Source organism: Gemmatimonadaceae bacterium (assembly GCA_019637445.1).
Lineage (GTDB): Bacteria > Gemmatimonadota > Gemmatimonadetes > Gemmatimonadales > Gemmatimonadaceae > Pseudogemmatithrix.
Genome location: JAHBVS010000003.1, coordinates 285,569 through 312,097, shown reverse-complemented (window position 1 = coordinate 312,097; position 26,529 = coordinate 285,569). Strand labels below are relative to the sequence as shown.

Here is a 26,529-nt window from a genome sequence, read left to right as displayed (position 1 = left end):
TCAATTCACAGAACCAAGAGACTACCTCGAAAGCGTCGACCAGTCGCGACGCAGGTGCCGGACCGCCAGAACCTCCACACGGCCTTCGCGAACGACGTAGATGACCCGGTAGGGGTGATGTAGGATCTGCCGATAGTCCGGTCGGCCGATCTCGGGGATCACTCTGCCCCGGCGCGGGAACCGATGCAGGCCGTCCACGCGGTCAATCAGCTCCGTTAGCCACTTTCTGGCCGCGTCAGGCCGATCCCGCGCGATGTACTCGTACGCTTCCTCGGCCTGCCGCTCGGCGAGCGGCGACCAGGTCACATTCACCGGGCAAGCCGCGCCTTGAGCGACTTCGCGACCGTGGAGTGACTGCGGCCCTTTCCGGTGGCCAGCTGGGCCTCGGAGGTGCGGATGTCTCGAAGAAGCTCCAGTTCCTCGATCATCGCCTCGTAGGACTCAACGTCGAGGAGCACGGCCGCGCCCCGCCCGTTCTGGGTCAGGAACACGGGAGCGCCGGTCTCGCGGACCTGCCGAATGACCTGGGCGGAGTTCGCTCGGAACTCGGTGACCGGCTGGATATCGCGGGAGGGCTTCATCTTCGACACGAGGGCTCCTGAATTCTGTACGGAATAGTGTACCGAGAGCCTACAGCCCGTGCAAGCCTATCGTTGCGCGTTGCATCGAACGCTTGCCACCGTCTCCGCGTATGTTCTTCTGGCCGCGCGCCGCACCAGTCGGCGCCAATACTCACTCCCGCTCAGCCCTGATGATGCGACCCGCCCACCGCGCGCTCTCAGTTCTCGCCTTGGCCGCATTTGCCGGCCCTGCCCTCCTCAACGCTCAGGCTCCGGCCCGCAGCGCCTCGCAGGCCACCGCCCATGTCCCTGCATCGACCTTCGGCCAGCTCCGTTGGCGCATGGTCGGCCCGGCCCGCGGTGGACGCGTCACCACGGTCACGGGCGTGAACCAGGACCCGTTCACGTTCTACTTCGGGTCCACTGGTGGCGGCATCTGGAAGACCACCGATGCCGGTGCCAATTGGTCCAACGTCTCCGACGGGCAGATCAGCGTCGGCTCGATGGGCGACATGGACGTCTCGGACTCCGATCCGAACATCATCTACGTGGGCACCGGCTCGGACGGCTACCGCTCGAACGTCTCGATCGGCAATGGCGTCTACAAGTCCACCGACGCGGGCAAGACCTGGCAGCACATCGGACTGAAGGACGTCGGCAATATCGGTGGCGTGCGGATCCATCCGACTAATCCCGACATCGCCTACGTCGCGGCCATCGGCAATCCGTTCAAGCCCAACAACGAGCGCGGCATCTATCGCACACGCGATGGCGGCCGGACCTGGGAGCGCACGCTCTACGTGTCTGACTCCACTGGCGCGGTGGACGTCGAGATCCATCCGACCAACCCGAACATCGTGTACGCCGCGATGTGGCGCGCCGAGCGCAAGCCGTGGACGATCATCTCGGGTGCGCGCGAGGGTGGCATCTACAAGTCGATGGATGCCGGCGCGACCTGGACCAAGCTTGCGGGTGGTCTGCCAAACGAACTCGTCGGCAAGTCGAACATCGCCGTCTCGGCGGCTTCGCCAGACCGCGTGTACGTGTTGATGGAGGCGAAGCCCGGCAGCGGCCTGTATCGCTCGGACAACGCTGGCGGATCGTTCCGCCTGGTCTCGGGCAATCCGCAGCTGATCACGCGCCCCTTCTACTACACGACGCTAGACGCCGACCCGACCAACGCGGACGTCGTGTATGCGGGCGCCGAGGGCTACTTCAAGAGCTCGGATGGTGGAGCGAACTGGCAGCGCTTCAGCACGCCGCACGGTGACAACCACGGCATCTGGGTGCATCCGTCGAACAACGGCCGCATCATGATCCAAGCCAATGACGGCGGCGTGAATGTATCGATCAACGGCGGTCGCACCTGGAGCACGCAGTACAACCAGCCGACGGCGGAGATCTATCAGGTCTACGTGGACAATCAGTTCCCGTACCGGCTGTACGGCGCGCAGCAGGACAACTCGACGCTGATCGTCCCGTCGATTCCGGTGGCGAACGGTGGGCTCGACGATCCGATGCAGGGCTGGAGCACCGGACCGGGCTGTGAGACTGGGCCCATCATGCCGCACCCTGTGAACCCGGATACTGTTTACGGCTCCTGCAAGGGTCAGTACTCGCGCATGTCCATCCGCACGGGCCAGGAGAAGCACTACTGGGTCGGCGCGCAGTCGCTCTATGGCAACTCGACGGCCTCGCTGATCCTGCGCTTCCAGCGCGTGTCGCCGATGGAAGTCTCGCCGCACGACCCAGGTGTGCTCTACTACGGCTCTCAGCACGTGCACCGCACGCGCGACGAGGGCGTGACCTGGGAGACGATCTCGCCTGACCTCACCTGGAATCCGCCGCACACGCGGAACACGTACTCGGGCGAGCCCATCACAGTGGATAACACTGGCGAGGAGTTCTACTCCACGCTCTACGCCATCCGCGAGTCGCAACTGGAGAAGGGTGTCATTTGGGTGGGCGCGAACGACGGCCCCTTCCACGTGACGCGCGATGACGGCCGCAGCTGGACCAAGATCAATCCGCCCGGCCTCGAGATGGGGGGCCGCGTGCAGAACATCGAGCCGTCCCCGCACCGTCGCGGCTCGGCATACTACACGGTCCTCCGCTACTTGCTGGGCGACTTCAAGCCCTACATCTACAAGACGGACGACTACGGCAAGACCTGGACGCTCCTGACGAACGGCAGGAACGGCATCCCCGCCAACGAGCCGACGCGCGTGGTGCGCGAGGATCCCGACCGCGAGGGCCTGCTCTACGCCGGCACCGAGTTCGGGATGTACGTCTCGTTCGACAACGGTGCCAACTGGCAGTCGCTGCAGCTCAACCTGCCGAACACGCCGATCACGGACCTTAAGGTGCATCGCAAGGACGTGATCATCTCCACGCAGGGACGTTCGTTCTGGATCATGCACAACGTGACGCCGCTGCATGAGGCCTCGGCGCGGCTGGCCAATGCCGATGCGCACTTGTTCAAGCCCGATGTCGCTTACCGCATGCGCTATCGCGCGGGCTTTGGTGGGCTCGAGAGCGCCCGCGAAGCCGCGGTGGATCCCGAGTATCCGCAGTCCGGCGCGGTGATCGACTACTTCTTCAAGTCGGCGCCGCAGGGTGAGGTGACGCTCGAGATTCTGAACGCGCGCAACGAGGTGGTGCGTCGCTTCTCGTCTTCGGCGAGCGGCGAGCGCTGGGTGGAGCCCGCCGAGCCTTCGATGCGAGGCCCGATGTGGGAACGGATCGGCACGCCACGGCTACCGGCAGCTGCGGGCCACAACCGCTTCACCTGGGACCTCTCGCTCGCTGGCCCCTACGACCCGGCCAGCCCGGCGCGCAGCGGTCGCAACGGGCCGACGATCGTCCCTGGCGAGTACCGGGTGCGCCTGACCTCAGGCTCGTGGAGCGCCACGCAGCCGCTGTCCATCAAGCCGGACCCGCGCATCGTGGCGGACGGCGTGACGATCGCGGTGATGCAGGAGCTGCTGGACCACAACCTCGCCGTGCGCGACCTGGTGACGGAGATGAATACCTTCGTGGCCGAGTTCGAGGAGGCGTACCGTGTTGCCTCCGGGCCCGCGAAGGCGCGGTTGGAACCGCTACGCGAGGAGATCCGTGGTCAGCCGTGGCGGTATGGGCGACCCGGGCTGTCGGCGCACATCGGGTATCTCTACGGCGCGATGATGCGGGCGGACCAGAAGGTTGGGAACGACGCCAAGCAGCGGTTGGTGGTGCTGCGGGGGGAGCTTGCTGCGCTTCGGACCAAGTATCAGCAGGCTATGGCGCGCTGAGGTTTGCCACAGAGGCACAGAGGGCATCGGTTCGCGCCGGTGCCCTCTGTATTTCGGCCTGGGACGCACGCTGAACGGACTACAGCAGCTTCGCGAGCATGTTGCGAAGGGCGGGAAGGCTCTTGCGCGTTGTCACCGCCAATTGCCTCAGATCGTCGGCCTCTGGCTTTGCCCGAGTCGACCCGTCCGGCAATGTCACCACCTTCACCCGAATATTGTGGCCGAGCAACTGGACGACTCTCTCCTCTCGGGGAAGCTCTTGCCGAGTCGCCGTATACGACCTGACACCGATGGTTGTGGATTCCCGAAGCAGCAGCTGCCCTAGGCGATGCTGGTCTCCGGGATTGGAGAGCACCTCGATGCGGATGCCCGGTCGTCCCTTCTTCATGATGCTCTGCAGAAGCACGACGTCGAGGGCGCCAGCGCTGCGTAGCAGCTCGGCAACCTGTGCGGCATCCTCGCCAGTGCTGTCGTCGAGATCCGCGACTATGACACTCACGGTCGGCAGGGGAACCATGTGCGCGGGCTGCGCGAGGTCCTCGTAGAGGACGGCATCCGCGAGGACGATGCGCAGGGCGTTCGCGGTATTTGGAAAGTCCTTCGTTCCGGCGCCATATCCACTCGCGGCGACGTAGTACTCTCCCGGCGCCGTGCCTTCGCTCAACACGCGCACGAGTGCCGCGCCCGTCGGCGTCACGAGTTCGCCCGACCCCTCCGGCCCCGGCCGCACCGGCAGGCCCTCCAGCAGCCGCAGCGTCGCCGCCGTCGGCACCGCCATGCGACCGTGCTGCGTGTCCACGAAGCCATCGCCCAGCGGGATCGTGCCGCAGTACACGTGCTTCACGCCGAGCTTCTCGAGTCCCCAGATCGTCCCGACGATATCAAGGATCGCGTCCACACTGCCGACCTCGTGCAGATGCACCTTCTCCACCGTGGTCCCATGGATCGCCGCCTCGCACTCGGTGATCAGCGTGAAGCATTGAATCGCCTTCTGCTTGACCGCCTCCGGCGCCGGCGTCGCCTCGACAATCGCCTTGATATGCTTGAGGTGCCGCCCGTGCGGCTGCGGCGGGATCGTGAAGTCCACCTTGGTGCAGGCAATCTGCCCGCGGCTCACGCGTTCGATCTTCACGCCGATGTCGACGATGCCGAGCGTCTGCGGCAGCTCGCGGATGAACGACTCATCGAGCCCACAGTCGATGAGCGCGCCGAGGCACATGTCGCCGGCGATGCCGGACATGGGGTCGAGGATGGCGATGCGGGTCATACGCGGCAAATCTAGCGCCCGCGCGCCGCGCGAGAATGCCGCCAAGCTCCAGGGCGCGGTCCACTAGATTGCAGCTGTGACCGCCATTGGCCCAGAGAACCTGCCCTACGCCTTGATCGGCGGCGAAGCCGGCGTCCGCCAACTTGTGGAGCGCTTCTACGACCTGATGGACACCTCGCCCGAGGCCGCCGACGTGCGCGCCCTCCACGCCGCGAGCCTCAAGGCCTCACGCGAGAAGCTCTTCCTCTACCTCAGCGGCTGGCTCGGCGGCCCGCAACTCTATGTCGAGAAGTACGGCCACCCGATGCTCCGAGCGCGGCACCTGCCCTTTGCGATTGGCCGGCGTGAGGTCGAGCAGTGGCTCTGGTGCATGGAGCGCGCCATTGCTGCCGGCGATATGCCCGATGAGCTGCGCGTGTTTCTGATGGAGAGACTGCGCCCGTTGGCTGGGCATATGCTCAATAGATAGCAAACTGGTGTTGCCACAGAGGCACAGAGACACAGAGGGGTATGTGGCCGACGGACCCTCCGTGCACGAGCTCTGAGACACACCTAGGGGGGCCTGGCGGACAGACCTGTTCGCCGAGCCCCCCTAGAAGTTGCCGCTACTCTAGACGCAGAGGCCAACGTGCGCAGTGAACCCTCTGTGTCTCTGTGCCTCTGTGGCAAAACTTCAGCGCTCCAATCCAACCCTACCAGCGGTAACTCGCCCCGGAGCCAGTGTTGAACACCACAACCTCGGCGTCCGCAGCGAGCCGCCCAGACGAAACCAACTGGCGCGTGGCCTCGAGCGCCGCGCCGCCCTCTGGCGCCGCGTCAATACCAGAGCGCGAGGCCAGCAGAAACGTGCTCGCCTTGATCCGCTCCTCAGAAACGGCCTCGGCGTCGCCCTTGCTCTCACGCAACGCCTTCAAGGTGAGCCGGTCGCCGAGCGGGCCCGGAACACGAAGGCCACTCGCGTGCGTGGACGGATTCTCCCACGGCGTCGCCTTCTCCTCACCCGCTGCGAAGGCCCGCACCAGCGGCGCACAGCCGGCCGCCTGCGCGATGAACATCCGCGGCTTGGCCGTGTCTGCCGGCAGCCAGCCCCAGCCGATCATCTCATTGATGGCCTTCCAGATTCCGATCGTCCCCTCGCCACCGCCCGTGGGATACACGATCGCATCCGGCAACCGCCAACCGAGCTGGTCCGCGACCTCGTAGCCCATCGTCTTCATCCCTTCCACGCGATACGGCTCGCGCACCGTAGCGACGTTGAAGTAGCCGCTCTCCTTCGCGAAGGCCATCGTTGCCTTGCCGGCGTCACCGATATGTCCCGGCACCGTCTGCAGATCGGCCCCCAGCGCACGTATCGAGCCCAGGATCGGCGGCGGCGTGGTGTCGGGTGCGTAGATCCGGCACGGCATCTGGGCCGCGGCCGCATAGGCCGCCAACGCGATGCCGGCATTGCCGGCCGTGGGCACGCACACGCCCGGCAGGCCGAGATGCTTGGCCCGCGTCACCGCCATCATGAGGCCGCGCGCCTTGAAGCTCGCCGTCGGGTTGATGCCCTCGTCCTTTACCCACAGCCGCCGCACGCCGATCTCGCGCGCCAAGTGCGGCAACTCGACCTGCGGAGTCATCCCCTCGCCGAGGGAGACCGGTTGCTCCGTATCCAGCAGCGGAAGCGCTGCACGGTATCGCCACAGCGAGGCATCGGTGCCAACGGCTGAGCGAGACACAGGCTTCGCATACGAAACCATGAGCGGCTGCCCGCAATCGGGGCAAAGCGAGGCGAGGCGGCTGCCGTCAGCCTGGGAGTAGGGGCAGACGCTGCAGTGGAGGGACCAGGTCATCATAAAAAGCAGTGGTGAGTCATGAGTCGTGAGTAATGAGAAACAACGCCCCGCATCTCGCATCCAAAAGACTTACAACTCACAACTTACAACTTACGACTGCGTTTCTCCCGTATCCCTTAGCAAGGCCTCCAGTATCCGCTTCGCCGAAGCCTCCGAGAACCCTTCCAACGCAGCAATATCCGAAACAGAAGCCTCTTTCACCCCCTGCAGCGATCCGAAAGCCTGCAGCAACACCCGCCGCTTCTGCGGCCCCACGCCCGGGATCTTGAGCAGCTCCGACGTCACCGTCCGCATCGTCCGCCGCTTCCGGTTGTACGTCACCGCCGTCCGATGCGCCTCATCCCGGATCTGTTGCAGCAGGCGCAGCGAAGGAGAACGCCGAGACAGGTGCAAAGGCTCGGAGCGCCCGCGCACGAACACCTCCTCCTCGCGCTTGGCCAAGCCGATCAACGGAATCAATCCGAGCGTCGGCTCCTGCAGCGCCAGCTCCTGCAGCGCTTCATCGGCCGCGCTCACCTGCCCCTTCCCGCCATCAATCACGATCAAGTCCGGCAGCTGCCTCTTCTCCTCCAGCCGCCGCTTGAAGTACCGCCCCACCACCTCGCGCATCGATTGGAAGTCGTCGGGCCCGTGCGCCTCGTCCACCGTCTTCACCCGCATCGTCCGGTACTCCGACCGCCGCGGCCGCGCGTTCTCGAACCACACAATCCCACCCACGCTGTCCTTGCCCTGCGAGGTCGAGTTGTCAAAGCAGATGATCGACCGCGGCAGTTTCACCATCCCCAGCGCCTGCCCCAGCTCGTAGATCGGATCCGCCGCCCGCTCGTCCGTCTCCTGCTCGGCGAGCTTGAACTCCTCCAGCAAGTGCCGCGCGTTCTGCTCGGCCAGGTCCAGCAGGTCACGCTTGGGCCCACGCTGCGGCGCCAGCACCTTAGCCTCGCCTGCCAGCGCCTGCTCGAAGGCCTCGCGATCCTCGAAGTCGAAGGGAATCAGCAGCTCTCGCGCACGCGCCGGTGCCTTGAGGTACGAGCCAACGAGATAGGTCGCCAGCACCTGCCCGTCCTGCTCGCCCTCGACGCCTTCAAGGAATCGATGCTCCCGCGCGACCATCTTGCCGCCGCGAATGCGCAGCAGAGTACACGCCGCGTCATCGCCGTCCCGCGCGTAGCCAATCACATCGCGATCGCCGCCCTCGACCTCCAACACCGCTGTCGGCTCCTCAAGCCTCTGCAGCCGCGTCACCGCATCGCGCAGTTCGGCCGCCCGCTCAAAGTCCAGCGCCTCCGCTGCCTCATCCATCTTCTGTTTCACGCGCTTGACCACATCGTCCGTGCGGCCGTCGAGGAAGTCCACCACCTCGTCGATCATCGCCTGGTAGTCCGCCTGCGACTGCAGCCCCACGCAGGGCGCCTTGCAGCGGCCAATGTGGTAGTCGAGACAGGCCCGCTCCGGCATCTCCTTCGGCATGTCGTAGCGGCAGCTGCGCACCGTGAAGATCCGCTTCACCACGTCCAGCGCGCGCCGCATCGCCGACACGTCAGTGTAGGGACCGAAGTAGCGCCCGCCGTCGCTGGTAAGCCGGCGCGTCACGAACACACGCGGATACGCCTCCTGCACCGTGACCTTGATGTACGGATACGTCTTGTCGTCCCGCAGCATCACGTTGTACTTCGGGCGATGCTCCTTGATGAGGTTCTGCTCAAGGATCAGCGCGTGCGCCTCGTCGGGCACCACGATCGTCTCGAGGTCGGCGATGCGCTCCACCAGGCGCCGCGTCTTGGGGCTCTCCCAATGCTCGCTGCCGAAGTACGAGCGCACCCGCGGCTTCAGCTTCTTCGCCTTGCCGATGTAGAGAATCGTCCCCTCGGCGTCCTTCCAGAAATAGACGCCGGGCTCGTCGGGGAGATGCGCGAGCTTGGTCGCGACGCGTTCAGGCGCGACGGGCATCGTCCACCCGCAGCAGCCGCGTCAGCAGCAGATAGCTCAACCCGTACGCGCCGCAGACTGCGACACCCACAATCACCGGGTGACGGTCGAGTACGGTCCGCACCGAGAGGAGGCCGACAACCGCGGCGCCGATCGCGCAGGCCCAAAGCTTGGCCTGCAGGAGGAACGAGACGCCGACCTGCCCGATCCGACGGCCAATCGCCGCACGGAGCAGCAGGAACTCCACCCAGCCGGCCACACCACTCGCCGCAGTCAGCGCCGCGATGCCCCAGCGTCCGTCCACACCCAGGTAGCGCGGCAGTCCGACTGCCAACGTGCCGCCGAGTACCGCCGCCAGCACGACACGGATCGACGCATACCGAAATGGCGTCCGCGTGTCGCGCAACGCAAAGGACGCCGAGGCGTAGAGGCGCCCCATCGTGCTCGCCAGCAACCCAACGCCCGAGCCGGCCAGCGCACCCCAGACCCACTGCGCGTCCGTCTTCGTGAACGCCCCGCCCTGATAAACAGCTGCTGCCAGCACACCGCCAAAGGCCACAAAGGCAATCACGGACGGAATCACAAAGTAGGCGATGCGTTTGAGCCCACTCTCCAACCGCGCGCGCAACTTCTCGTGCACAAGCGTCTCGTCCCCCGTTGCGCCCGACATCTCCGGCAGCTCCGACGCCGCAATCGACATCCCGAACAGCGACACCGGCAGCAGGCTGATGGCCTGCGCATACGACAGCGTCGCCAGCGCACCGGCGCCAAGCAACGACGCGATGATCGTGTCCACGTAGGCACTCACCTGCACCACGCCGCGTGTGCCCACCGCCGGCCCAAAGGCGCGCACGATCCCCCGCACCTCGCCCGCCGCATCGCCGGCCCTGAAGCGCATCGACTTCTCGACGCGCAGCACTGGCGGCAACTGGATCACGAACTGCAGGAAGGCGCCAACCACGCTCGCCATCGCCACGAGCACGGCAAGCTCCGCGGGGTCGGACCACACGGTCGAGCGCCCACCGACAATCAGCGCGGCAATGATCGCCACATTCCACAGCACCGGTGACGCATACGACAGGAAGAACTTCCGGTGCGCGTTCAGGATGCCGAGGCACCAGGCCGAGAGCACGAGCAGCCCCAGCCCAGGGAAGATGATCCGCACCAGCGAGATGGTGAGCTCGCGTGCGGCACCATCGAAGCCAGGCGCCACGAGGTCCACCAACCATTGCGCGCCGAGCACACCCACGAGCACCACGAGCGAGACGAGCAGCGCCAGCAGCGCGAGCACCGCGCCCGCGACCCGCCCCGCCTCATCGCGCTTCCCCTCCGCCAGCAACCGCGAGTACACGGGAATGAACGACGCCGAGAGCGAGCCCTCGCCGAAGAGGTTCTGCAGCAGGTTGGGAATGCGGAACGCGGCGGCGAGCGCATCCGCGGCCAAGCCCGTCCCGAGGAAGTGCGCCGTAACGCGCTGCCGGACGAGGCCGAAGAGCCGGCTGAGCAGGATCCCGGCTGCGACGAGACGCGCGCCGCCGGTCGCCATCAGCCGCCGACCAGGGTCCCCGCGTGCATCGCGGCGCCGGCCTTGAGTTGCGCCAGCAGCAAGTCGCCGTGCCGCGCGAGCATCGGAATCGGGTTCAAGCGCCGCTCCTGCCGCTGGTTCTCGGGCATCAATGAGGCACGCACTGTGGCGAGGTCGGTTACGGCCTCCACCGAGCGCGCACGGGCCGCCGCGCGCAGGCGACGCTCCAAGCGGTCCACGCGATGCAGCATCTGGTGCCGCGCGCCTTCGAGCACGCGCTCGGGCACCAAGTGGTCCATTGACGCGGAGGCCTGGCTCAGTGCACCCAGCCGCTCACCAAGGTCGGCGCGCAGACCCTCGAGCGCGGCACGCATCTCGGCGGGCATCGCGCGGTCGCCGATGCGCCGCTCGGCATCGTGCGGCGTCTTGAGATCCTCGAGCACCATCCCGAGGCGACCGAGCCGACGATCCACATTCGGCTCCACCACCGTCGCCGACCAGCGCGGCACCACAAGCGGCGCCGCGATACCCAGCGCCTCCGCCACGGCACTCACCTGGATGAAGTACGCGATCTCACCCGGGCCAGCCACGTACGCCACCGTCGGCAGGATGCGACGCTCCACCACCGGCCGCAGCAGCACGTTGGCCGAAAGGATGGAGTCCGCGCGCTGCGCCACGTCAGCCGCCTGGTTGATCGGCACGCGCTCCTTCACACCGGCCACCGCACGGAACACCAGCGACAGCCGCGGCACACGCGCCACCTGTGGGCGGAAGCCGGCGCGCTCGATAGCGACCATCCGCAGCGCCAGCGACTCGTCGATGCTCGCCGCGCGTCGCAGCGCCTCAACCAGCGTCGGACGCGCGGCCGCGCGCGTGGCCGGATGCCAAGAGTCCAAGACCGCGATGCCGTGCGGTTCGAGCAGCGAGCGCAGGAAGCGCACATACGCGCCGCCGATGCTCACGTCCGGTTGGTAGGCCGACTTGAGTGAGTCCAGGATGGCAGCGTGCGGCGCCGACCCAGCCGCCGCCACCAACTGCTCGAACTCTTCGGCCGTGTCGCCCAAGGGCATCTCGGCCATCACCACGCCTTCCTTGCCGCGCCGCGGAATCGCCAGGCGGCGCACGGCGCCCTCCTCGGCAATCGCCGTCCAAGACGCCTCGGCGAAGTCGGCATCGTCCGTGGCGGCCCAGAACACCGGCGCCGCGGGAATGCCCGTCTCGCGCTCGATGCGGTCCGCCAGCGCCAGCGCGCTCAGCGCCTTGAGCAACGTGTACATCGGCCCGCCGAAGAGGCCCGGCTGCTGCCCCGTCGTGACGACGATGCCATTCATCGCGGCAACGCGCTCGAGCCGCTCGGCGGCGGCACCCGAGGGATCAAGCGCAGGACGCAGCCCAGAAAGCCAGCGGCTGGCGGCAAACTCACTGCGCACGGCCTCGGCGTGCGCCTTCCAGGCGCTGGCGCCCACGGGGCGTGTCGGCGTCCAGTCCGCTGGCGTCTGCCCGTCCTGAATGGCCCGCGACAGCGGGCCTCCGCCGAGCACTTCAGTCACGATGCGGGGCGCGCTCACGCGGACCTCACCTCGGACCTACGACATCGCGCTGCGACAAGGGACACTGAAGGCATCGATCGCTACTTGTGGTAGGGTTCGCCGCGCAGGATCGTGCCCGCGCGATACAACTGTTCAGTCAAGACCAGCCGCGCCAACTCGTGCGGCAGCGTCCACGGTGCCAACGCCAGTCGCAACCGCGCGGCCTCGCGGATGGACGGATCCACGCCGAAGGCTCCGCCGATCACAAAGACCACGTCCCGCGCCTCCTCCCGCCAGGCCTGCAACCGCGTGGCGAAGGCCTCCGAGTTCAGCGACTGGCCGCCTTGGGCATCGCAAAGCACCAACGTGGCCCCGGCCGGAACGCGTGCCAACAGGCGTTTCGTCTCCTTCGCCATCACCTGCGCCGGCGTCGTGCGGCCCGCCGACTCCTCCTTCACTTCAACGATCTGCAGCGGCCAGTAGTGCGCCGCGCGCTCCTCATAATGACGGATGGCCGCCGCGAGCGCCGCATCACGCGGCTTCCCCACGGCGGCCACCACGACCTTCACGCCGCCCCCCGTCGCCCCTGCAGCGCCGGGACGCGACCCTTACGCGTAGATGCCACGCAGACGGTGCACCGTCGCGACGCGGCTGATGGCGACCATGTACGACGCCGTGCGCATGTTCACCTTGTGCTGCTCCGACAGCTTCAGCACGTCGTGGAAGCTGTTCACCATGATGTTGCGCAGTCGGTCGTTCACCGTCGGCTCATCCCAGTAGTAGCCACCGCGGTTCTGCACCCATTCGAAGTAGCTCACCGTCACGCCGCCGGCGTTGGCGAGGATGTCGGGGATCACGAACACGCCCTTCTCGTCGAGGATCGCGTCGGCCTTGGCCGTCGTCGGGCCGTTGGCGCCCTCGCAGATGATCTTCGCCTTGATGTTCTTGGCGTTCTTGGTCGTGATCACGTTCTCCAGCGCCGCCGGGATCAGCACGTCCACCTCGAGCTCCAGCAACTGCTCGTTGGTGATGACGTCGCCCTTGTTGTAACCCTCGAGCGAGCGGTGCTTCCGCACATAGGCAATTGCGTCGTCGACGTCGATGCCCTTCGGGTTGTGGTAGCCGCCCGTGCGGTCGCTGATGGCGACCACCGTGCAGCCCTCGCGCTGCATCAGCTGCGCGGCCACCGAGCCCACGTTGCCAAAGCCCTGCACCGCCACCGTGGCGCCCTTCACGTCCATCTTGAGATGCTGCAGCGCCTCGAGCGCCGTGAACATCACGCCGCGGCCCGTGGCTTCGCGACGGCCCTGCGAACCACCCATCTCCACCGGCTTGCCCGTGGTCACGGCGTTCACCGTGTGGCCCACGTGCATGGAGTAGGTATCCATCAGCCAGGCCATCACGCGCTCGTTCGTGTTCACGTCCGGCGCCGGCACGTCGCTGTCCGGGCCCAGGGTGGAGATCAAGCCCGAGGTGTAGCGGCGCGTCACACGCTCCAGCTCACCGACCGACATCTTGAGCGGGTCGCAGATCACGCCGCCCTTGGCACCGCCGAAGGGGATGTTCACGACGGCGCACTTCCACGTCATCCAGGCGGCCAGCGCCTTCACCTCGTCGAGGTTGACGTTCATGTCGAAGCGGATGCCGCCCTTGGCCGGCCCGCGCGACGTGTTGTGCAGCACGCGGATGCCGGTGAAGACCTCCACCTCGCCGTTGTCCATCAGCACGGGAATCGACACCGTGATTTCCTTCTCGGCGCTGCGGAGCACCTTGTACAGGCCGGGCTCCAGGTCCAATAGCTCGGCGGCCCGGTCGAAGCGCGACATCATCGCCTCGAAGGGATTCTCTTCGTTCAGGAAGCGGTCCTTGTCAGGACGGACAATCGGGGTCGTGGGGAGGCGCAGGTCAGCCATGTGCTGGGTTGAAACCGGTCCGGGGGCCGGAAAATGGGTGTGTTTAGGACGTCCGTGCCGAAACCAGACGATGCAGCGCCTCTCGCATCACGGGCGCGCCTCGCTCGACCTCGACAACCTGTGAAAGATACCACAGCGGGGGGGCTTGGCGAGGCCAGCGGGTGCCAAGCTTGACCGCGTCCTTGAGGGTGCAGACGGTGAGGTCCGCGGCCGCCGCGCGGGTCGCCAAAACGGCAATATCCGTGTCCGAAAACGCGTGATGGTCCGGGTACTGGGCGCCCTCGACGGTCGCCCCGCGCTCCTTTAGCTGGGCCTCAAAGGCCCAAGGCGCGCCAATGGCCGAGATGGCCAGCACCCGGGAGCCCCGCAGCGCCCCAAGACCGAGGGCATCGCGGCGGTCTGAGGGGTCCGCCGGCCGCAGCGGGCCCGGCTTGAGGGCAATGACACAACTGGCTGGTGCGCCCGCGAACGCCGTCCACGAGGCCGCCGTGGCCTCGGCTTCGGCCAAGCTGGCCGACTTGCGGGTGACGACCAGCAGCTGAGCCCGCCGCAGCGCCAGGCGTGACTCACGCAGCGGTCCGGCTGGCAGCAGCCGATGCGCCGACCCCTGCTCCGCCGCGACGAGCACCAGGTCCAGGTCGCGCCGCATCCGGCGATGCTGGAACGCATCGTCGAGTACGATGATGTCCGCGCCGTCCACCAACGCCGACTCGGCGCCGGCCACGCGGTCGGGATTCACCACCACCGGCACCGTCGGGTTCACACGCGCGTGGACGTGGCGCTCGTCGCCGCCGTACCCGCGCATCACGATGGCCGGCTTGGCGCCCATCGCCTGCAATTCGGCGGCGACCCAGGCCGAGACCGGCGTCTTCCCGGTGCCGCCGACACTCAGGTTGCCCACGCTGACCACGGGGGCGCCGACGCCAGCCGTCCTGAAGAGGCCGCGATCGTAGCAGAAGTTGCGGATGCCGGACGCCGCACCGAAGAGCCAGGACAGTGGCGAGAGCAGCAGGGCGCCCGCCCCATCGCGCGCCCACATCCGTTCAATCGCCCGGCTCACTTAGCGAGCCCTGCAGGAATCGCGGGGCCAATGGCCGCCGCCAGCTTCGCCGCCTCGGCCTCGTCGGCCGACGCGGCCACAAAAGGATCCCCGTATGTGATGCGCACCTTCGCAAACGGCTTCGGAATCGCAAAGCGGTCCCAACCCTTGGCGTGCCAGGCGCGGTCCACGTCCATCCGCATCGACACGATCGGTGCGCGGGCCTTCTGCGAGGCCACCAACACACCCTGCTGCACCGAGCCCGCCGGTCCGCGCGGCCCGTCGGGCGTGATGGCGAACACCGAGCCGCCGGCCAGCTCGCGCACCATTCCCAACAGTGCCCGCCCCGCGCCCCGCGACGTCGACCCGCGCACCGTGCGGTACCCCCAACGCTCCACCAGGCGCGCAATGATCTCGCCGTCGCGATGCTCGGAAATCATCGTCGTCACCCCCTCCCGACGATGGTACCAAGTGAGCGCCAGCAGGTGCCCGTGCCACAATGCGTAGATGTACGGGCGCTGCTCGGCGCGCAGCGCATCAACAGGCGCGCGGTTCACGATCTCGTAACGCCAGGTCAAGGCAAGCAACCGAATCAGCGGGTCGCCGAGCAGCAAAGCGAGGCGGAGCCGTGTCGACACCGGCGGCTGCCGTCGCTCGGCGCGCGTCGTGCCCGCGTCACTCACTTGAGCATCTCCGCCGCGATCGCCGCCACCCGCTGCGAGGCGCCCGGCTCACCGAGCCGCGCCCGCACGTCCGCCAAGCCCGCGATCATCGCCTCGCGCTCCGTGCTCCCCGCCTCGAACAGCGGCGACAGCGCATCCGCCACGGCCTTCGGCTGAAACGCGTCCTGCACGAACTCCGGCGCCACCGTGCGCCCCGCGACGATGTTGAGCAGCCCGATGTGCTCGATCTTCACCAATCGCCGTGCGATGGCATAGGAGATCCGACTCGTGCGATACACGATCGCACAGGGCGTGCCCGCCACCGCCGCCTCGAGTGTGGTCGTGCCGCTCTTGCACAGCGCCACGTCCGCCGCACGCAGCACGTCGAAGCTCGCCGAGCGAATCAATGGTACAGGCACGTCGTCATCGCGAAGACCAATCGTCGGCGCCACGCTGAGCACCGTCTTGAGTCCCGGCCGCCGCACCTCAAGCTCTCGCGCCACCGCCAGGAAGTCGTGCAGGTGCCGCGTGATCTCCTGCGCGCGGCTTCCAGGGAACAGCGCCAGCACCTCGCCCTCGGGCGGAAGCCCGATGCGCACGCGCGCCGCTTCCTTGGTGGGCAGCGACTGCGCGCGATCCAGCAATGGGTGCCCCACGAAGGTCGTGTCGATCCCCGCCCCGCGCAGCAGTTCCTCCTCGAAGGGCAGGATCACCGCCGCCTTGGTGATCACCTGCGCCATCTTCGTGAGCCGCCCCGCCCGCCAGGCCCAGACCTGCGGCGTGATGTAGTACAGCACGGGAATCCCGAGCGAAGCCGCCGCCGACGCCACACGCATGTTGAAGCCGGGATAGTCGATGCAGACCACCAGCCCGATGCTCCCGCTGGCCAGCCGCGCCTGCAGCTTCTTGAGCAGCCGATAGTGCGCCGGGATGTGCTTGAGCACCTCCACGAAGCCGACGACGCCCTCGTGCTCCTCGAGCATCGTGACGCCGGCCGCGCGCATGCGCGCACCACCCGTGCCCACCAGCGGGACCCCGGGCTTCAGCGCCTGCAATCGCTCGGCGAGAATCGCCCCGTGCAGGTCGCCCGAGGCCTCGCCCGCGAGGATCAGGATCTCACGCACTGCCGAAGGGCAGCTTGCCCTTGAGCGCGGGCAGGCCCTGCTCGATCCCCTTCACGATCCGCAGCGCCACGGCCAGCGCATCGCGGCCGGCACGGCCCGTGACGGCGATCGGCGCGTCACCCTTGAGCGCAGCCACGAAGCTCTCGAGCTCGAGGCGCAGCGGCTCACCCTGCGGCGCGTCGATGCTCACGCGCTCCACGAAAGCCTCCAGCGGCTGCGCCTGCTTGGCCAGCGTCGCCAGGTCCACGTCGCTGCGCAGGCGGTACATCTCGCCGGTGCCCGCCGCGAGGTCCAGCGACAGGTAGCCGTTGCGCTGGAAGATGCGCAGCTTGCGCATGCGGTCCTTCGACACGCGGCTCGACGTGATCGTCGCCACCGCGCCACTCTCGAACGTGATGCGCGCGTCGGCAATGTCCACGCTCGGCGTGAGCACCGGCAGGCCGGCCGCCGACACGTCCTTCACCGCCGCACCCGTCAGCGTGAGCACGAGGTCGATGTCGTGGATCATCAGGTCCAGCACCACCGCCACGTCCGAGCCACGCGGGTTGAACGGCGCCAACCGATCGCTGTCGATGAACAACGGGGTGTCCACGTACGGCAGCGCCGCGCGGATGGCCCGGTTGAAGCGCTCGATGTGCCCGATCTGCACCATCAGCCCCTTCCGCTCGGCCAACGCCAGCAGCTCGTCGGCTTCCTCAAGCGTCACGGTGATCGGCTTCTCGATCAGCAGGTGCTTGCCCGCCTCCAAGGCCTGCATCGCCACGCGATGGTGATGCGAGGTGGGTACCACGATGCTGACGGCGTCCACGTCGCCGAGCAGTGCCTCGAGCGTCGGGTACGCGCGGATGCCAAGCTCGCGCGAGACCGTCCCCGCGCGCTCCTCGTTGGCCTCGAAGAATCCCTTGAAGACGATGCCCGGCAGCTCGCGCAGGATGCGCGCGTGATGGTAGCCGAGGCTCCCGGTGCCGACGACGCCAAGCCGCAGCGGTGCGCTCACGTGACAATCCCCCGCGCGCTCTCCTCGACGAACGCCACGAACGCCTGCACCTCAGGCAATGGCTTGAGGTCCTTCGCCGCCTTCTCCACCGCCTGCCCCACGTTGGAGTCCGAGCGGAAGAACAGTCGGTACGCCTTCTTGAGTTCGCTGATGGTCGCCTCGGGAAATCCGCTGCGCTGCAGCCCCACCGAGTTCAGCCCGTAGAGCTGCACCGGATTGCCGACTGCCTTCACGTAGGGCGGGATGTCCTTGGAGATGCGCGACATCCCGCCGACGAATGCGTGCCGCCCGATCCGCGCGAACTGGTGCACCGCGCAGAGCCCGGAGATGATGGCGCGGTCGTCCACCCGTACGTGCCCGGCCAGCTGCGTGCCGTTGGAGATGATGACGCCGTCGCCCAAGTGGCAGTCGTGCGCCAGGTGCACATAGCTCATCAGGAAGCAGCCCTTGCCCACGCTGGTCTTCATCGACTCCGAGGTGCCACGGTTGATCGTCGCGTACTCGCGGATCGTCGTGCCCTCGCCGATCTCCACAGTGGTGACCTCGCCCTTGAACTTGAGGTCCTGCGGCTTGCCGCCAAGCACCGTGCCGATGCCCACCGTCACGCGCGCCGCAAGATGCACGTGCTCCTCAAGCGTGGCGCGCATCTGGATCACGCTGCCGTCACCGACGACGCAGTCGGGGCCGATATAGGCCCAGGGGCCGACCTCGACGTCCGCGCCGAGTTCGGCCTTGGGATCCACCACGGCCGTCGGATGGATCCGCGTGCTCATCGGTCGCGGACCATCGCGGCCATCTCGGCCTCACAGACCACTGCCCCGTCCACCTTGGCCACCCCCTTGATCCGGCAGACCTTGCTCCGGATCTGCACGATGTCCACCTCGAAGCGCAGCTGGTCGCCCGGCTTCACCGGCCGCCGGAACTTGATGTTGTCGATGCTCATGAAATAGACAACCTTGCTCTCCGGGTCGTCCACCGTGCCCATCAATAGCACGCCGCCCACCTGGGCCATCGCCTCCACGATCAGCACGCCCGGCATGATGGGGTGCCCCGGGAAATGCCCCTGGAAGAACGGCTCGTTGATCGTGACGTTCTTGATCCCGACAATCCGCTTCTGCTCCTCCATCTCGACGATCTTGTCGACGAGGAGGAACGGATAGCGGTGCGGCAGGATCTTCATGATCTCTTCGATGCCCAGCATTCGGTTCTCCGATTCGGGTGCAGCCGTGGTGGCCTTCTCCACGGCCGGCGCCGCGGTGGACGCCGGACGCGCGTGCGCCAGCATCTCCCGCAGCAGCGTCACCGTCCCGCGGTGACTCGGTTTCGTCGCCGTGATGCGGGCAGCCACGCGCGAGCCCGCCAGCGCCAGGTCGCCCACCACGTCCATCGCCTTGTGCCGCACGAACTCGTCCGGCCAACGCAGCGTCGTGCCCACCACGCCCGTCTCATCGAGCACGATGGTGTTCTCCGCCGATGCGCCCTGGATCAGGCCCTTGGCCCGCAGGCCCTCGACCCAGCTCAACATCCCAAAGGTGCGCGCCGCGGACAATTCGCGCGAGAAGCTCTCGCTGGTCACCGTCCAGCGCCCCTCCTGCGCCCCGATCAACGGATGCGCGAAGTCGATCTTCACCTCGAGCTCCAGCGTCTCCGCCGGATGCGCGACGTACACGGACTCGCCATCCACCACGCGCACGGGCTCGGCTAGATGCAGCACGTCGGCCATCCCGCCGTGCTCCACCACACCGGCCTCCACCAACGCCAGCCGGAACGGCTCCGCCGAGCCGTCCATGATCGGCGGCTCGGCGGCGTCCATCTCGATGACAAGGTCGTCGATGCCGAGTCCGGCTACCGCGGCCAACACGTGCTCCACCGTGTGCAACGCGCCCTCGCCCTCGCCCAACTGCGTGCGACGCTCGGCCGCTACCGCCACACGATGGTGCGCCGGCGTCTCCGGATTGCCGGCGAGGTCGGTCCGCCGAAAGCGGAGACCGCTACCCACGGGCGCCGGAAGGAAGCGCAGGCCACAGGTTCGGCCCATATGCAGGCCAACGCCCGTCAGCGCCACCTCGCGCGCAATGCTGCGGCGTGCGCTCACTTGCCTGGCCTCTCGTCGCCGCTCGTCCCGTCGCGCGTCTCCGCGAGTAGCCGCTCGATCTTCCTGAGCAGGTCCGGCAGCTTCGAGACCGCCGCGTGCCCGCGCAGCATCTGCCGCTGCGGTCGCGCCGGGAAGCCGCCCCACATCTCCTTAGCGGGGATGTCCGAGAACACGCCTGCCTGTGCCGTGAGGATCGCCTGCGCACCGATGGTGTGGTGGCCACTCACGCCGACCTGGCCGCCCATCATCACGCCATCCTCCACGTGCACGCTGCCGGCGATGCCGACCTGCGCCGCCAGGAGGCAGAGTCGCCCGATGCGCACGTTGTGCGCCACGTGCACGAGGTTGTCGATCTTGGTGCCGTCGCCGATCACGGTCTGGTCGATCGAGCCGCGGTCGATGGTCGTGTTCGCGCCGATCTCCACGTCGTTGCCGATCACGCAGCCACCCACGTGCGGGATCTTCTGGTGCGCGCCGTCGCGGTACACGTAGCCGAAGCCGTCGCTGCCAATGCGTGCGCCGGAGTGGAACGCGCAGCGCTCACCTACGACCACACCGGGATAGATCGTTGCCTGCGGATAGAGCCGCGTGCCCGCACCGAGTTGCGCGCCGTCGCCGACCACGCTGTGCGCGCCGATCCAACAGCCCTTGCCGAGCCTCGCGCCCGCCCCGATCACGGCGTATGCCTCGATGCACACATCCGCATCCACCGTGGCATCCGCTGACACCTGCGCGGTCGGATGCACGCCAACGAACGGGCGCTCCGGCGCGCGATAGAACTTCGGGATCAGCGCGAGAATGGCCTCGTGCGGCTTGGCCACTACGATGCGCGTCTTGCAGGGACCTTCAGTCGCGAGCAGTTCCTGCGAGACCAGCACCGCACCCGCGCCGCTGCTGGCCAGCGCCTTCGCGTACTTGGCCGACGCCAGGAAGCTCACCTGCGTCGGGCCCGCACGGTCGAGCGGCGCGATGCCGGTGAGCCGGAGGTCCGGATCACCCTGCAGCGCGCCGCCCACGGCCGCTGCGACCTCCGCGGCGCGGAGACCGTCAGTGCTGGCCGAAGTCGTCATCGCCTGGTGGGGAGGCGAGAGCGGACCGTTGCCTTACGGGCGCCGCGCGCCCGTAGGCTGCGACACCGGCCCCTGCGGCTGTTGCTGTTCCGGCGGCCGCGTGCTCGGTGCCGGCTGCGCCGGCGTCGGACGCGGGGCGGCGGCGGTCGGCATCGCACGAATGCGCGCCAACACCTTGTCCGACACGTCCAGGTTCTTGTCCATCGCCACGATGGCGTTGGCCTGGTTGCCGATGTCGAAGATCATCGCGTAGCCATCAGCCTGGCGGATCTCCTCGAGCGCGATCTTGATCACGTCGAACAGCGGCTGCATTGCCTCGGCCTGGACACCCTGCGCCTCTTCCTCGAGCACCTGCAGCGTGTCGCGGTAGCGACCGTCCATCGCCTGCAGCGTCGTGAAGCGTGCGACCTTGTCGGCCTGCGACAGCGACGCCGAGTCCTTCTCGAACGCGGCCATCAGCACGTTGAGCGAGTCCACCATCACCTTCTGGCGGGCGCTCAGCGCCTCCATGCCCACGCGCATCCGCGCCTCGGCCTGCGTGCGACCCGGCATCTCCTGCAGGATCTTGCGCGAGTCCACGTAGCCGACCTTCTGCGCAAGCGCAGGCGCGGCGGTGATCAGCATCAGGGCGGCCACGAAGGCGCCACGAACAAAACCGGTCATTGCTACTCCAAGGATTAGAAGAACTGGCCCAGACGGAAATGCAGCTGCCACTTGGGATCGGGTCGCCCGAACTGGTCGCGACGGTCGAAGCCGTACGCGAAGTCGAGGCCCAACGGACCCAGCGGGCTCACCGTGGAGGCGCCAAAGCCGGCGCCGCGGAAGAGCCGCGTGGGATCGAAGTCGCGCGGGCGCGCCCAGATGTTGCCCGCGTCGTAGAAGACGTTGATGTAGAGATTCGCGTTGAAGCGCAGGCCGACTTCCGCCGTGGATGAGAAGAAGGCGCTGCCGAAGGACTCACGCTGCGCGTTGAACGTGCCGGCCGAGGTCGAGAAGCCGTTCGGGGTGATGGAGAACTCGGGGTAGCCGCGCAACGGCTCGCCAAACTGCACGCCACCCAGCGAGAACTGCTGTGACCAGAAGAAGTCACCCGGGTCGCCGAACACCGCACCGCCGCGGGCCGTGAGGCCCATCGTGAGGCGCAGCGGCGAAGAGCCGGGCTTGGCGCCGCCCAGACGCGCCAGCAGTGTGTAATTCCGCAACTCGGCCGTGTAGCGCTGGAAGTTCGCCGATCCGCCCAGCGGGCCGCCGTTGAACTGCGCGCTGATCGTCTGGAGCTTTCCGTCCGTGGCGAAGGGCATGTCCACGCGCGTGTCCTTCGTCAGGTCCACGCCAAACGTGGAACGCAGGCAGCCTTGGCAACCGTCGTTCGTCACCGTCCCCAGCAGGCCGCTGGAGCCAAAGCGCACCGACTCAAGCCCGTACGAGAGGAACACGCGCGTGAAGCGCGACTCCGGGAACGGGAAGCCGAAGCGCGTGTTGCCGCCGATGCGCGTCGTCTGGCCGAAGTCGGCGATGCGGAAGCGCGCCTGCGAGTGATAGGCCTGGACCTGGCCCGACACGCGCGTGCCCTTGATGGACGGGTCGAGATACGTGGCGTTGAAGTCGTTGATGAAGCGGCCGTACTGCCACTGGATCGAGCCGCGCTTGCAGCGGCCGAACAGGTTCGGCTGGTCGAGGCCGATGAAGCCGCCCACACCCGTGCCCTGGCCCGCCGAGGCGCCGAAGTTCACGTTGCCGGTGCGCTTCTCCTTCACGCGGAAGATGATGTCGATGTCGCCCTGCTGGTTGGCGGGGCGCGTATCCGGGAACGGCAGCGGCGTCTCGAAGAAGCCCATGTTGCCGATGCCCTGCCAGCTGCGGATCAACCGGTCCTGGTTGAACACGTCACCCGGGATGATGAACAGCTGGTCCCGGATGCACTGCTCCACCGTGTAGTCGTTCCCGAGGATGTCCACCCGGTTGATGATCGCCGGCGTGCCCTCGCGGATGTCCCAGCGCAGGCGCACCACGGCGTTCGAATCCGTGGGGTCGCGCTCCACCACGGGATTGATCTGCGCGTAGATGTAGCCGTCGTTGTTGTAGAGCGTCTGCAGTTCGCGCGTCGCCTCGTCCCAGCGCGAGCGGTCAAAGACGTCGGTGGCCGCCGGGCGCCGCTTGATCAACGCCCGCGCGCGCTCGGTGAGCGTCGGCGCCCGGTCGCGGAACGGGTACAGCGTGCCGATCTGGTCGGCGGTGAAGTGACGGTTGCCCACCACCTCGAAGCCGGTCACACGGTACTGCTCGCCCTCCTCCACCGTGAGCTCGACCATCGCCTTGCCACGCTCGGGGTCGACGATCAAGGTGTCGCGCCGCAGCTGGAAGTCCACGTAGCCGCGCTGCGCATACAGCGCCGGGATCTTCTCGCCGATGTCGCTGGCGTATACGTCCTCGTCAAACTCACCCTTCCGCCACCACCAGAAGCCTTCCGGCTTCGTCTCCATCGCCTTGGTGACCAGCGAGGGGTCCACGTTCTCGCTGCCGACGACACGCAGGCCCGACACCGCGAGCCGACGTCCCTCATTCACCCGGAAGTTGAGGTTGATGCGCTCGCCCACCACCGTCGTCTCGGGCTGCACGCGCGCCAGGTAGTAGCCGCCCGCCTTGTACAGCGAGTCGATGCGGCGCATTGCCAGCGCAATCTGCGAGGGGTCCACCGGGCGTCCCAGCAGCAGCGAGATGCGATCTTCCACCTGCCGCTTCGGGATGCGCTCCGGGCCGGTGACGTTGATCTGCCCGAGCAGCGGGCGCTCACGCACGGTGATGACCATCGCCGCACCTTCGGGGCCGTCCGGCAGTCCGCACTGCACATTGACGGAATCGAAGTCGCCAGAGGCGAACAGGTCGCGAATCGCGCGCTGGACGAGCGGGAAGCTCAGCGTGTTGCCGGCCCGGATCCCGCTGTTCGCAATGATGGTTTCGCGAGGGATGCGCGCGTTGCCCCGGACAAGGACAGAGTCCGGAGTCAGGCAGCGGGCAACGGTGAGTTGGGGGTCTTGCGCAAGCAATGGTGACCCCGCCAGCAAGGCGATGGCCACCAACGAGATACGGTGCATGGGAGGAATATACACGGGTCGGGTCCGGACAGGTTCATCCCGTCCGGACCCGGAGGGTGCTTCGAGGGTTGCCTACTGGTCCTACTTTGGGGTGGTCGCGGGGGCCTTGAACATGAGCTTGGCCCCGTCCTCCGACACGTCCACCTCGATCTCGTCCCCACGGCTGAACTCGGCCAGCAGGATCCGCTCCGAGAGCGGGTCCTCGATCCAGCGCTGGATGGCCCGCTTGAGCGGACGCGCGCCGTAGCTGGGGTCGTAGCCGTGCTTGACGAGGAAGTCCACCGCGGGCTCGGTGAGCTTCAGCGTCAGCTCCTCCTCGCCCAGCCGCTTCTGCACGTCCTTGAGCAGGATCGAGACGATCTGCCCAATGTGCTCGCGCGACAACGGGTGGAACACGATCGTGTCGTCGAGCCGGTTCAGGAACTCGGGGTTGAAGGCGTGCTGCAACTCCTCCTTCACCTTGTCCGCAAGCCGCTCGAAGTCCTGCGCGGCGTTGCCGCCGCTGAAGCCCAAGGTACCCTTCTTCGTGATGTCCTTGGCGCCCACGTTCGACGTCATGATCACCACAGTGTTCTTGAAGTCGATCATCCGGCCGTAGTTGTCCGTCAGATGGCCTTCGTCCAGCACCTGCAGCAGGATGTTGAACACGTCCGGATGCGCCTTCTCGATCTCGTCGAGCAGGATGACGCTGTAGGGCTTCCGCCGCACGGCCTTGGTGAGCGTGCCCGAGTCCTCGTAGCCCACGTAGCCCGGCGGCGCGCCGATGAGCCGAGACACGGAGAACTTCTCCATATACTCGCTCATATCCACGCGGATCAGCGCCGAGGTGTCGGCGAACAGGAACTTGGCCAGGGCGCGCGCCAGTTCCGTCTTGCCCACACCCGTCGGACCGCAGAAGATGAACGAGCCGATCGGCCGGCGCGGGTCCTTGAGCCCCGCGCGGCTGCGGCGGATGGAGCGCGCGATCGCCTTGATCGCGTCCTCCTGCGCCACCACGGCCTCGTGCAGCTCCTCCTCCATGCGCAGCAGGCGCGCCGTCTCGGCCTCCTGCAGCCGCGTCACGGGGATGCCCGTCCAACGGCTCACGATGAAGGCGATCTCCTCCTCGCCGAGCACCGGCCGCATGGACTGCCGCTTCTGCTCCCAGTCCTCCTGGCGGGCGCGGATCTCCTGCTGCAGCTCGCGCTCGTTGTCGCGCAGCGAGGCCGCCTTCTCGAAGTTCTGGTCGCGCACCGCCGCGTCCTTCTCCGCGTTCACCTTCTCGAGCTTGGCCTTGAGGTCGGCGACCTCCGGCGGCGGCACCTGCGCGGCCAGGCGCGCTCGCGCCCCCGCCTCATCAATCACGTCGATGGCCTTGTCCGGCAGGAATCGATCCGTGATGTAGCGCTCGGAGAGTTTCGCGGCGATGCCCAGCGTATCGTCGGGGATCGTGACGCGGTGGTGGTCCTCGTACTTGGCCCGCAGGCCGCGCAGGATCTCCACCGTCTCGTCAATCGAAGGCGGATCCACGACCACAGTCTGGAAGCGGCGCTCCAGCGCGCCGTCCTTCTCGATGTACTTGCGGTACTCGTTCAGCGTCGAGGCGCCCACACACTGCAGCTCGCCACGCGCCAGCGCGGGCTTGAGCATGTTGCTGGCGTCGATCGCGCCTTCGGCCGCACCCGCACCGACCAGCGTGTGCAACTCGTCGATGAACAGGATGATCTGCTTGTTCTGCGCGATCTCGTTCATCACGGCCTTGAGCCGCTCCTCGAACTGGCCGCGGTATTTGGTGCCGGCGATGACGGCCGCCATGTCCAGCGAGAGCACGCGGTTGTCGCGCAGCGAATCCGGGCACTCGTTGTTGGCAATCAGCTGGGCGAGGCCTTCGACGATGGCCGTCTTGCCCACACCTGGCTCGCCGATGAGCACCGGGTTGTTCTTCTTGCGGCGCGAGAGCACCTCCATCACGCGCTCGATCTCCTTGGCGCGTCCGATGGTCGGGTCCAACTGGCCCTCGGCCGCCAACTGCGTGAGGTCGCGGCAGAAGTGGTCGAGCGCCGGCGTCTTGGACTTCTTCTCGCCCTTACCAGAGGCCGGGGTCTGCGCTGCACCCGGGGCCTGGCCGCCCTGCCCCTGCGGCATCTCCGTGCCCAGCAGGCGCAGCGTCTCGGCGCGCGCGGCCTCGAGGTTCACGCCGGCGTCCGACAGCACGTTGGCCGCGATGCCCTTCTCCTCGCGGAGCAGGCCCAGCAGCAGGTGCTCGGTGCCGACGTATGAGTGGTTGAGCTCGCGGGCCTCGCCCATGGCGAGCTCCAGAACCTTCTTGGCGCGCGAGGTATACGGGAGATCGGGACCGGTCGCCTGGGCAGCTTTGCCCTTCTTGACGGTCTCCTCGATCTTCTGCTGGACCTCCTCGAGGTCCACGGCAAGGTTCTGGAGCACCGCTGCCGCGACGCCCTCACCCTCGCGAATCAGCCCCAGCAGGATGTGCTCCGTGCCCACGTATTCGTGGTGCAGACGGGCCGCCTCCTCGCGGGCCATCGCGAGAACCTTCCGTACGCGCTCCGTGAAGTTGTAGCCGTTCATCCGTCGCCTCTACCGCTGCACTTTCCGGGGG

General features: G+C 67.4%; 21 protein-coding genes. 2 read left to right on the top strand and 19 right to left on the bottom strand.

What is annotated here, in order from left to right; all coding sequences use genetic code 11:
• Nucleotides 1–21: 21 nt before the first annotated feature.
• A complete protein-coding gene (locus KF709_14395; GenBank protein MBX3175593.1) occupies nucleotides 22–306 on the bottom strand; it encodes a type II toxin-antitoxin system RelE/ParE family toxin in 285 nt (94 codons plus the stop codon).
• 2 nt (nucleotides 307–308) lie between these two features.
• Nucleotides 309–581 (bottom strand): type II toxin-antitoxin system Phd/YefM family antitoxin, encoded by a 273-nt coding sequence (locus KF709_14390; GenBank protein MBX3175592.1) that lies wholly within the window; start codon nucleotides 579–581, stop codon nucleotides 309–311.
• Between the two features lie 170 nt (nucleotides 582–751).
• On the opposite strand from KF709_14390, the gene KF709_14385 reads away from it, so the two are divergent.
• The gene (locus tag KF709_14385) at nucleotides 752–3,850 is read left to right on the top strand and encodes a hypothetical protein (protein ID MBX3175591.1); all 3,099 of its coding nucleotides are present in this window, start codon (nucleotides 752–754) and stop codon (nucleotides 3,848–3,850) included.
• A 79-nt stretch (nucleotides 3,851–3,929) separates the two neighbouring features.
• Here the strand turns inward: KF709_14385 and larC are convergent, their stop codons facing one another.
• Complete coding sequence (gene larC, locus KF709_14380; GenBank protein MBX3175590.1) at nucleotides 3,930–5,117, bottom strand: nickel pincer cofactor biosynthesis protein LarC; 1,188 nt, start codon at nucleotides 5,115–5,117, stop codon at nucleotides 3,930–3,932.
• Between the two features lie 85 nt (nucleotides 5,118–5,202).
• Here larC and KF709_14375 point away from each other — a divergent pair, with 85 nt between their 5' ends.
• Entirely contained in the window at nucleotides 5,203–5,586 is a 384-nt protein-coding gene (locus KF709_14375) for a group II truncated hemoglobin (protein ID MBX3175589.1), read from the top strand.
• Between the two features lie 223 nt (nucleotides 5,587–5,809).
• On the opposite strand, the gene KF709_14370 is transcribed toward KF709_14375, so the two are convergent.
• From KF709_14370 to KF709_14295, 16 genes are all read right to left on the bottom strand, one after another.
• A complete protein-coding gene (locus tag KF709_14370) occupies nucleotides 5,810–6,952 on the bottom strand; it encodes a threonine synthase (protein MBX3175588.1) in 1,143 nt (380 codons plus the stop codon).
• A 93-nt stretch (nucleotides 6,953–7,045) separates the two neighbouring features.
• The gene (gene uvrC / locus KF709_14365) at nucleotides 7,046–8,902 is read right to left on the bottom strand and encodes an excinuclease ABC subunit UvrC (protein MBX3175587.1); all 1,857 of its coding nucleotides are present in this window, start codon (nucleotides 8,900–8,902) and stop codon (nucleotides 7,046–7,048) included.
• Nucleotides 8,886–10,427, bottom strand: coding sequence for a murein biosynthesis integral membrane protein MurJ (murJ, locus tag KF709_14360; GenBank protein ID MBX3175586.1), 1,542 nt, complete (start codon nucleotides 10,425–10,427; stop codon nucleotides 8,886–8,888). Before murJ ends, uvrC begins: the two co-directional genes overlap by 17 nt.
• Nucleotides 10,427–11,974 (bottom strand): bacillithiol biosynthesis cysteine-adding enzyme BshC, encoded by a 1,548-nt coding sequence (gene bshC, locus KF709_14355; GenBank protein MBX3175585.1) that lies wholly within the window; start codon nucleotides 11,972–11,974, stop codon nucleotides 10,427–10,429. Before bshC ends, murJ begins: the two co-directional genes overlap by 1 nt.
• A 62-nt stretch (nucleotides 11,975–12,036) precedes the next feature.
• Nucleotides 12,037–12,492 (bottom strand): 23S rRNA (pseudouridine(1915)-N(3))-methyltransferase RlmH, encoded by a 456-nt coding sequence (locus KF709_14350; protein MBX3175584.1) that lies wholly within the window; start codon nucleotides 12,490–12,492, stop codon nucleotides 12,037–12,039.
• A 51-nt stretch (nucleotides 12,493–12,543) separates the two neighbouring features.
• Nucleotides 12,544–13,566, bottom strand: a complete 1,023-nt coding sequence (locus KF709_14345) for a Glu/Leu/Phe/Val dehydrogenase (protein MBX3175583.1) — start codon at nucleotides 13,564–13,566, stop codon at nucleotides 12,544–12,546.
• Between the two features lie 325 nt (nucleotides 13,567–13,891).
• Nucleotides 13,892–14,908 (bottom strand): tetraacyldisaccharide 4'-kinase, encoded by a 1,017-nt coding sequence (gene lpxK / locus KF709_14340; protein ID MBX3175582.1) that lies wholly within the window; start codon nucleotides 14,906–14,908, stop codon nucleotides 13,892–13,894.
• Nucleotides 14,905–15,570, bottom strand: coding sequence for a lysophospholipid acyltransferase family protein (locus KF709_14335; protein ID MBX3175581.1), 666 nt, complete (start codon nucleotides 15,568–15,570; stop codon nucleotides 14,905–14,907). The genes lpxK and KF709_14335 overlap by 4 nt, the downstream gene beginning before the upstream one ends.
• Nucleotides 15,567–16,673: a lipid-A-disaccharide synthase gene (gene lpxB / locus KF709_14330; GenBank protein ID MBX3175580.1), complete on the bottom strand. Its 1,107-nt coding sequence runs from the start codon at nucleotides 16,671–16,673 to the stop codon at nucleotides 15,567–15,569. Before lpxB ends, KF709_14335 begins: the two co-directional genes overlap by 4 nt.
• Complete coding sequence (locus KF709_14325) at nucleotides 16,666–17,670, bottom strand: Gfo/Idh/MocA family oxidoreductase (protein ID MBX3175579.1); 1,005 nt, start codon at nucleotides 17,668–17,670, stop codon at nucleotides 16,666–16,668. The genes lpxB and KF709_14325 overlap by 8 nt, the downstream gene beginning before the upstream one ends.
• Complete coding sequence (gene lpxA, locus KF709_14320) at nucleotides 17,667–18,443, bottom strand: acyl-ACP--UDP-N-acetylglucosamine O-acyltransferase (GenBank protein ID MBX3175578.1); 777 nt, start codon at nucleotides 18,441–18,443, stop codon at nucleotides 17,667–17,669. Before lpxA ends, KF709_14325 begins: the two co-directional genes overlap by 4 nt.
• Nucleotides 18,440–19,765, bottom strand: coding sequence for a bifunctional UDP-3-O-[3-hydroxymyristoyl] N-acetylglucosamine deacetylase/3-hydroxyacyl-ACP dehydratase (locus KF709_14315; protein ID MBX3175577.1), 1,326 nt, complete (start codon nucleotides 19,763–19,765; stop codon nucleotides 18,440–18,442). Before KF709_14315 ends, lpxA begins: the two co-directional genes overlap by 4 nt.
• The gene (gene lpxD / locus KF709_14310) at nucleotides 19,762–20,835 is read right to left on the bottom strand and encodes a UDP-3-O-(3-hydroxymyristoyl)glucosamine N-acyltransferase (protein MBX3175576.1); all 1,074 of its coding nucleotides are present in this window, start codon (nucleotides 20,833–20,835) and stop codon (nucleotides 19,762–19,764) included. Before lpxD ends, KF709_14315 begins: the two co-directional genes overlap by 4 nt.
• A gap of 33 nt (nucleotides 20,836–20,868) precedes the next feature.
• The gene (locus KF709_14305) at nucleotides 20,869–21,498 is read right to left on the bottom strand and encodes an OmpH family outer membrane protein (protein MBX3175575.1); all 630 of its coding nucleotides are present in this window, start codon (nucleotides 21,496–21,498) and stop codon (nucleotides 20,869–20,871) included.
• A gap of 14 nt (nucleotides 21,499–21,512) precedes the next feature.
• Complete coding sequence (bamA, locus tag KF709_14300) at nucleotides 21,513–23,930, bottom strand: outer membrane protein assembly factor BamA (protein MBX3175574.1); 2,418 nt, start codon at nucleotides 23,928–23,930, stop codon at nucleotides 21,513–21,515.
• 81 nt (nucleotides 23,931–24,011) lie between these two features.
• A complete protein-coding gene (locus KF709_14295; protein ID MBX3175573.1) occupies nucleotides 24,012–26,498 on the bottom strand; it encodes an ATP-dependent Clp protease ATP-binding subunit in 2,487 nt (828 codons plus the stop codon).
• Between the last annotated feature and the right edge of the window lie 31 nt (nucleotides 26,499–26,529).

What these genes read in the sequence shown, in the direction of transcription:
- KF709_14390 (MBX3175592.1), bottom strand. Translation starts at nt 581, where the DNA reads ATGAAGCCCTCCCGCGATATCCAGCCGGTCACCGAGTTCCGAGCGAAC.
- KF709_14385 (MBX3175591.1), top strand. Translation starts at nt 752, where the DNA reads ATGATGCGACCCGCCCACCGCGCGCTCTCAGTTCTCGCCTTGGCCGCA.
- larC (MBX3175590.1), bottom strand. Translation starts at nt 5,117, where the DNA reads ATGACCCGCATCGCCATCCTCGACCCCATGTCCGGCATCGCCGGCGAC.
- KF709_14370 (MBX3175588.1), bottom strand. Translation starts at nt 6,952, where the DNA reads ATGACCTGGTCCCTCCACTGCAGCGTCTGCCCCTACTCCCAGGCTGAC.
- uvrC (MBX3175587.1), bottom strand. Translation starts at nt 8,902, where the DNA reads ATGCCCGTCGCGCCTGAACGCGTCGCGACCAAGCTCGCGCATCTCCCC.
- murJ (MBX3175586.1), bottom strand. Translation starts at nt 10,427, where the DNA reads ATGGCGACCGGCGGCGCGCGTCTCGTCGCAGCCGGGATCCTGCTCAGC.
- KF709_14345 (MBX3175583.1), bottom strand. Translation starts at nt 13,566, where the DNA reads ATGAACGTCAACCTCGACGAGGTGAAGGCGCTGGCCGCCTGGATGACG.
- lpxA (MBX3175578.1), bottom strand. Translation starts at nt 18,443, where the DNA reads ATGAGCACGCGGATCCATCCGACGGCCGTGGTGGATCCCAAGGCCGAA.
- lpxD (MBX3175576.1), bottom strand. Translation starts at nt 20,835, where the DNA reads ATGACGACTTCGGCCAGCACTGACGGTCTCCGCGCCGCGGAGGTCGCA.
- KF709_14305 (MBX3175575.1), bottom strand. Translation starts at nt 21,498, where the DNA reads ATGACCGGTTTTGTTCGTGGCGCCTTCGTGGCCGCCCTGATGCTGATC.
- bamA (MBX3175574.1), bottom strand. Translation starts at nt 23,930, where the DNA reads ATGCACCGTATCTCGTTGGTGGCCATCGCCTTGCTGGCGGGGTCACCA.
- KF709_14295 (MBX3175573.1), bottom strand. Translation starts at nt 26,498, where the DNA reads ATGAACGGCTACAACTTCACGGAGCGCGTACGGAAGGTTCTCGCGATG.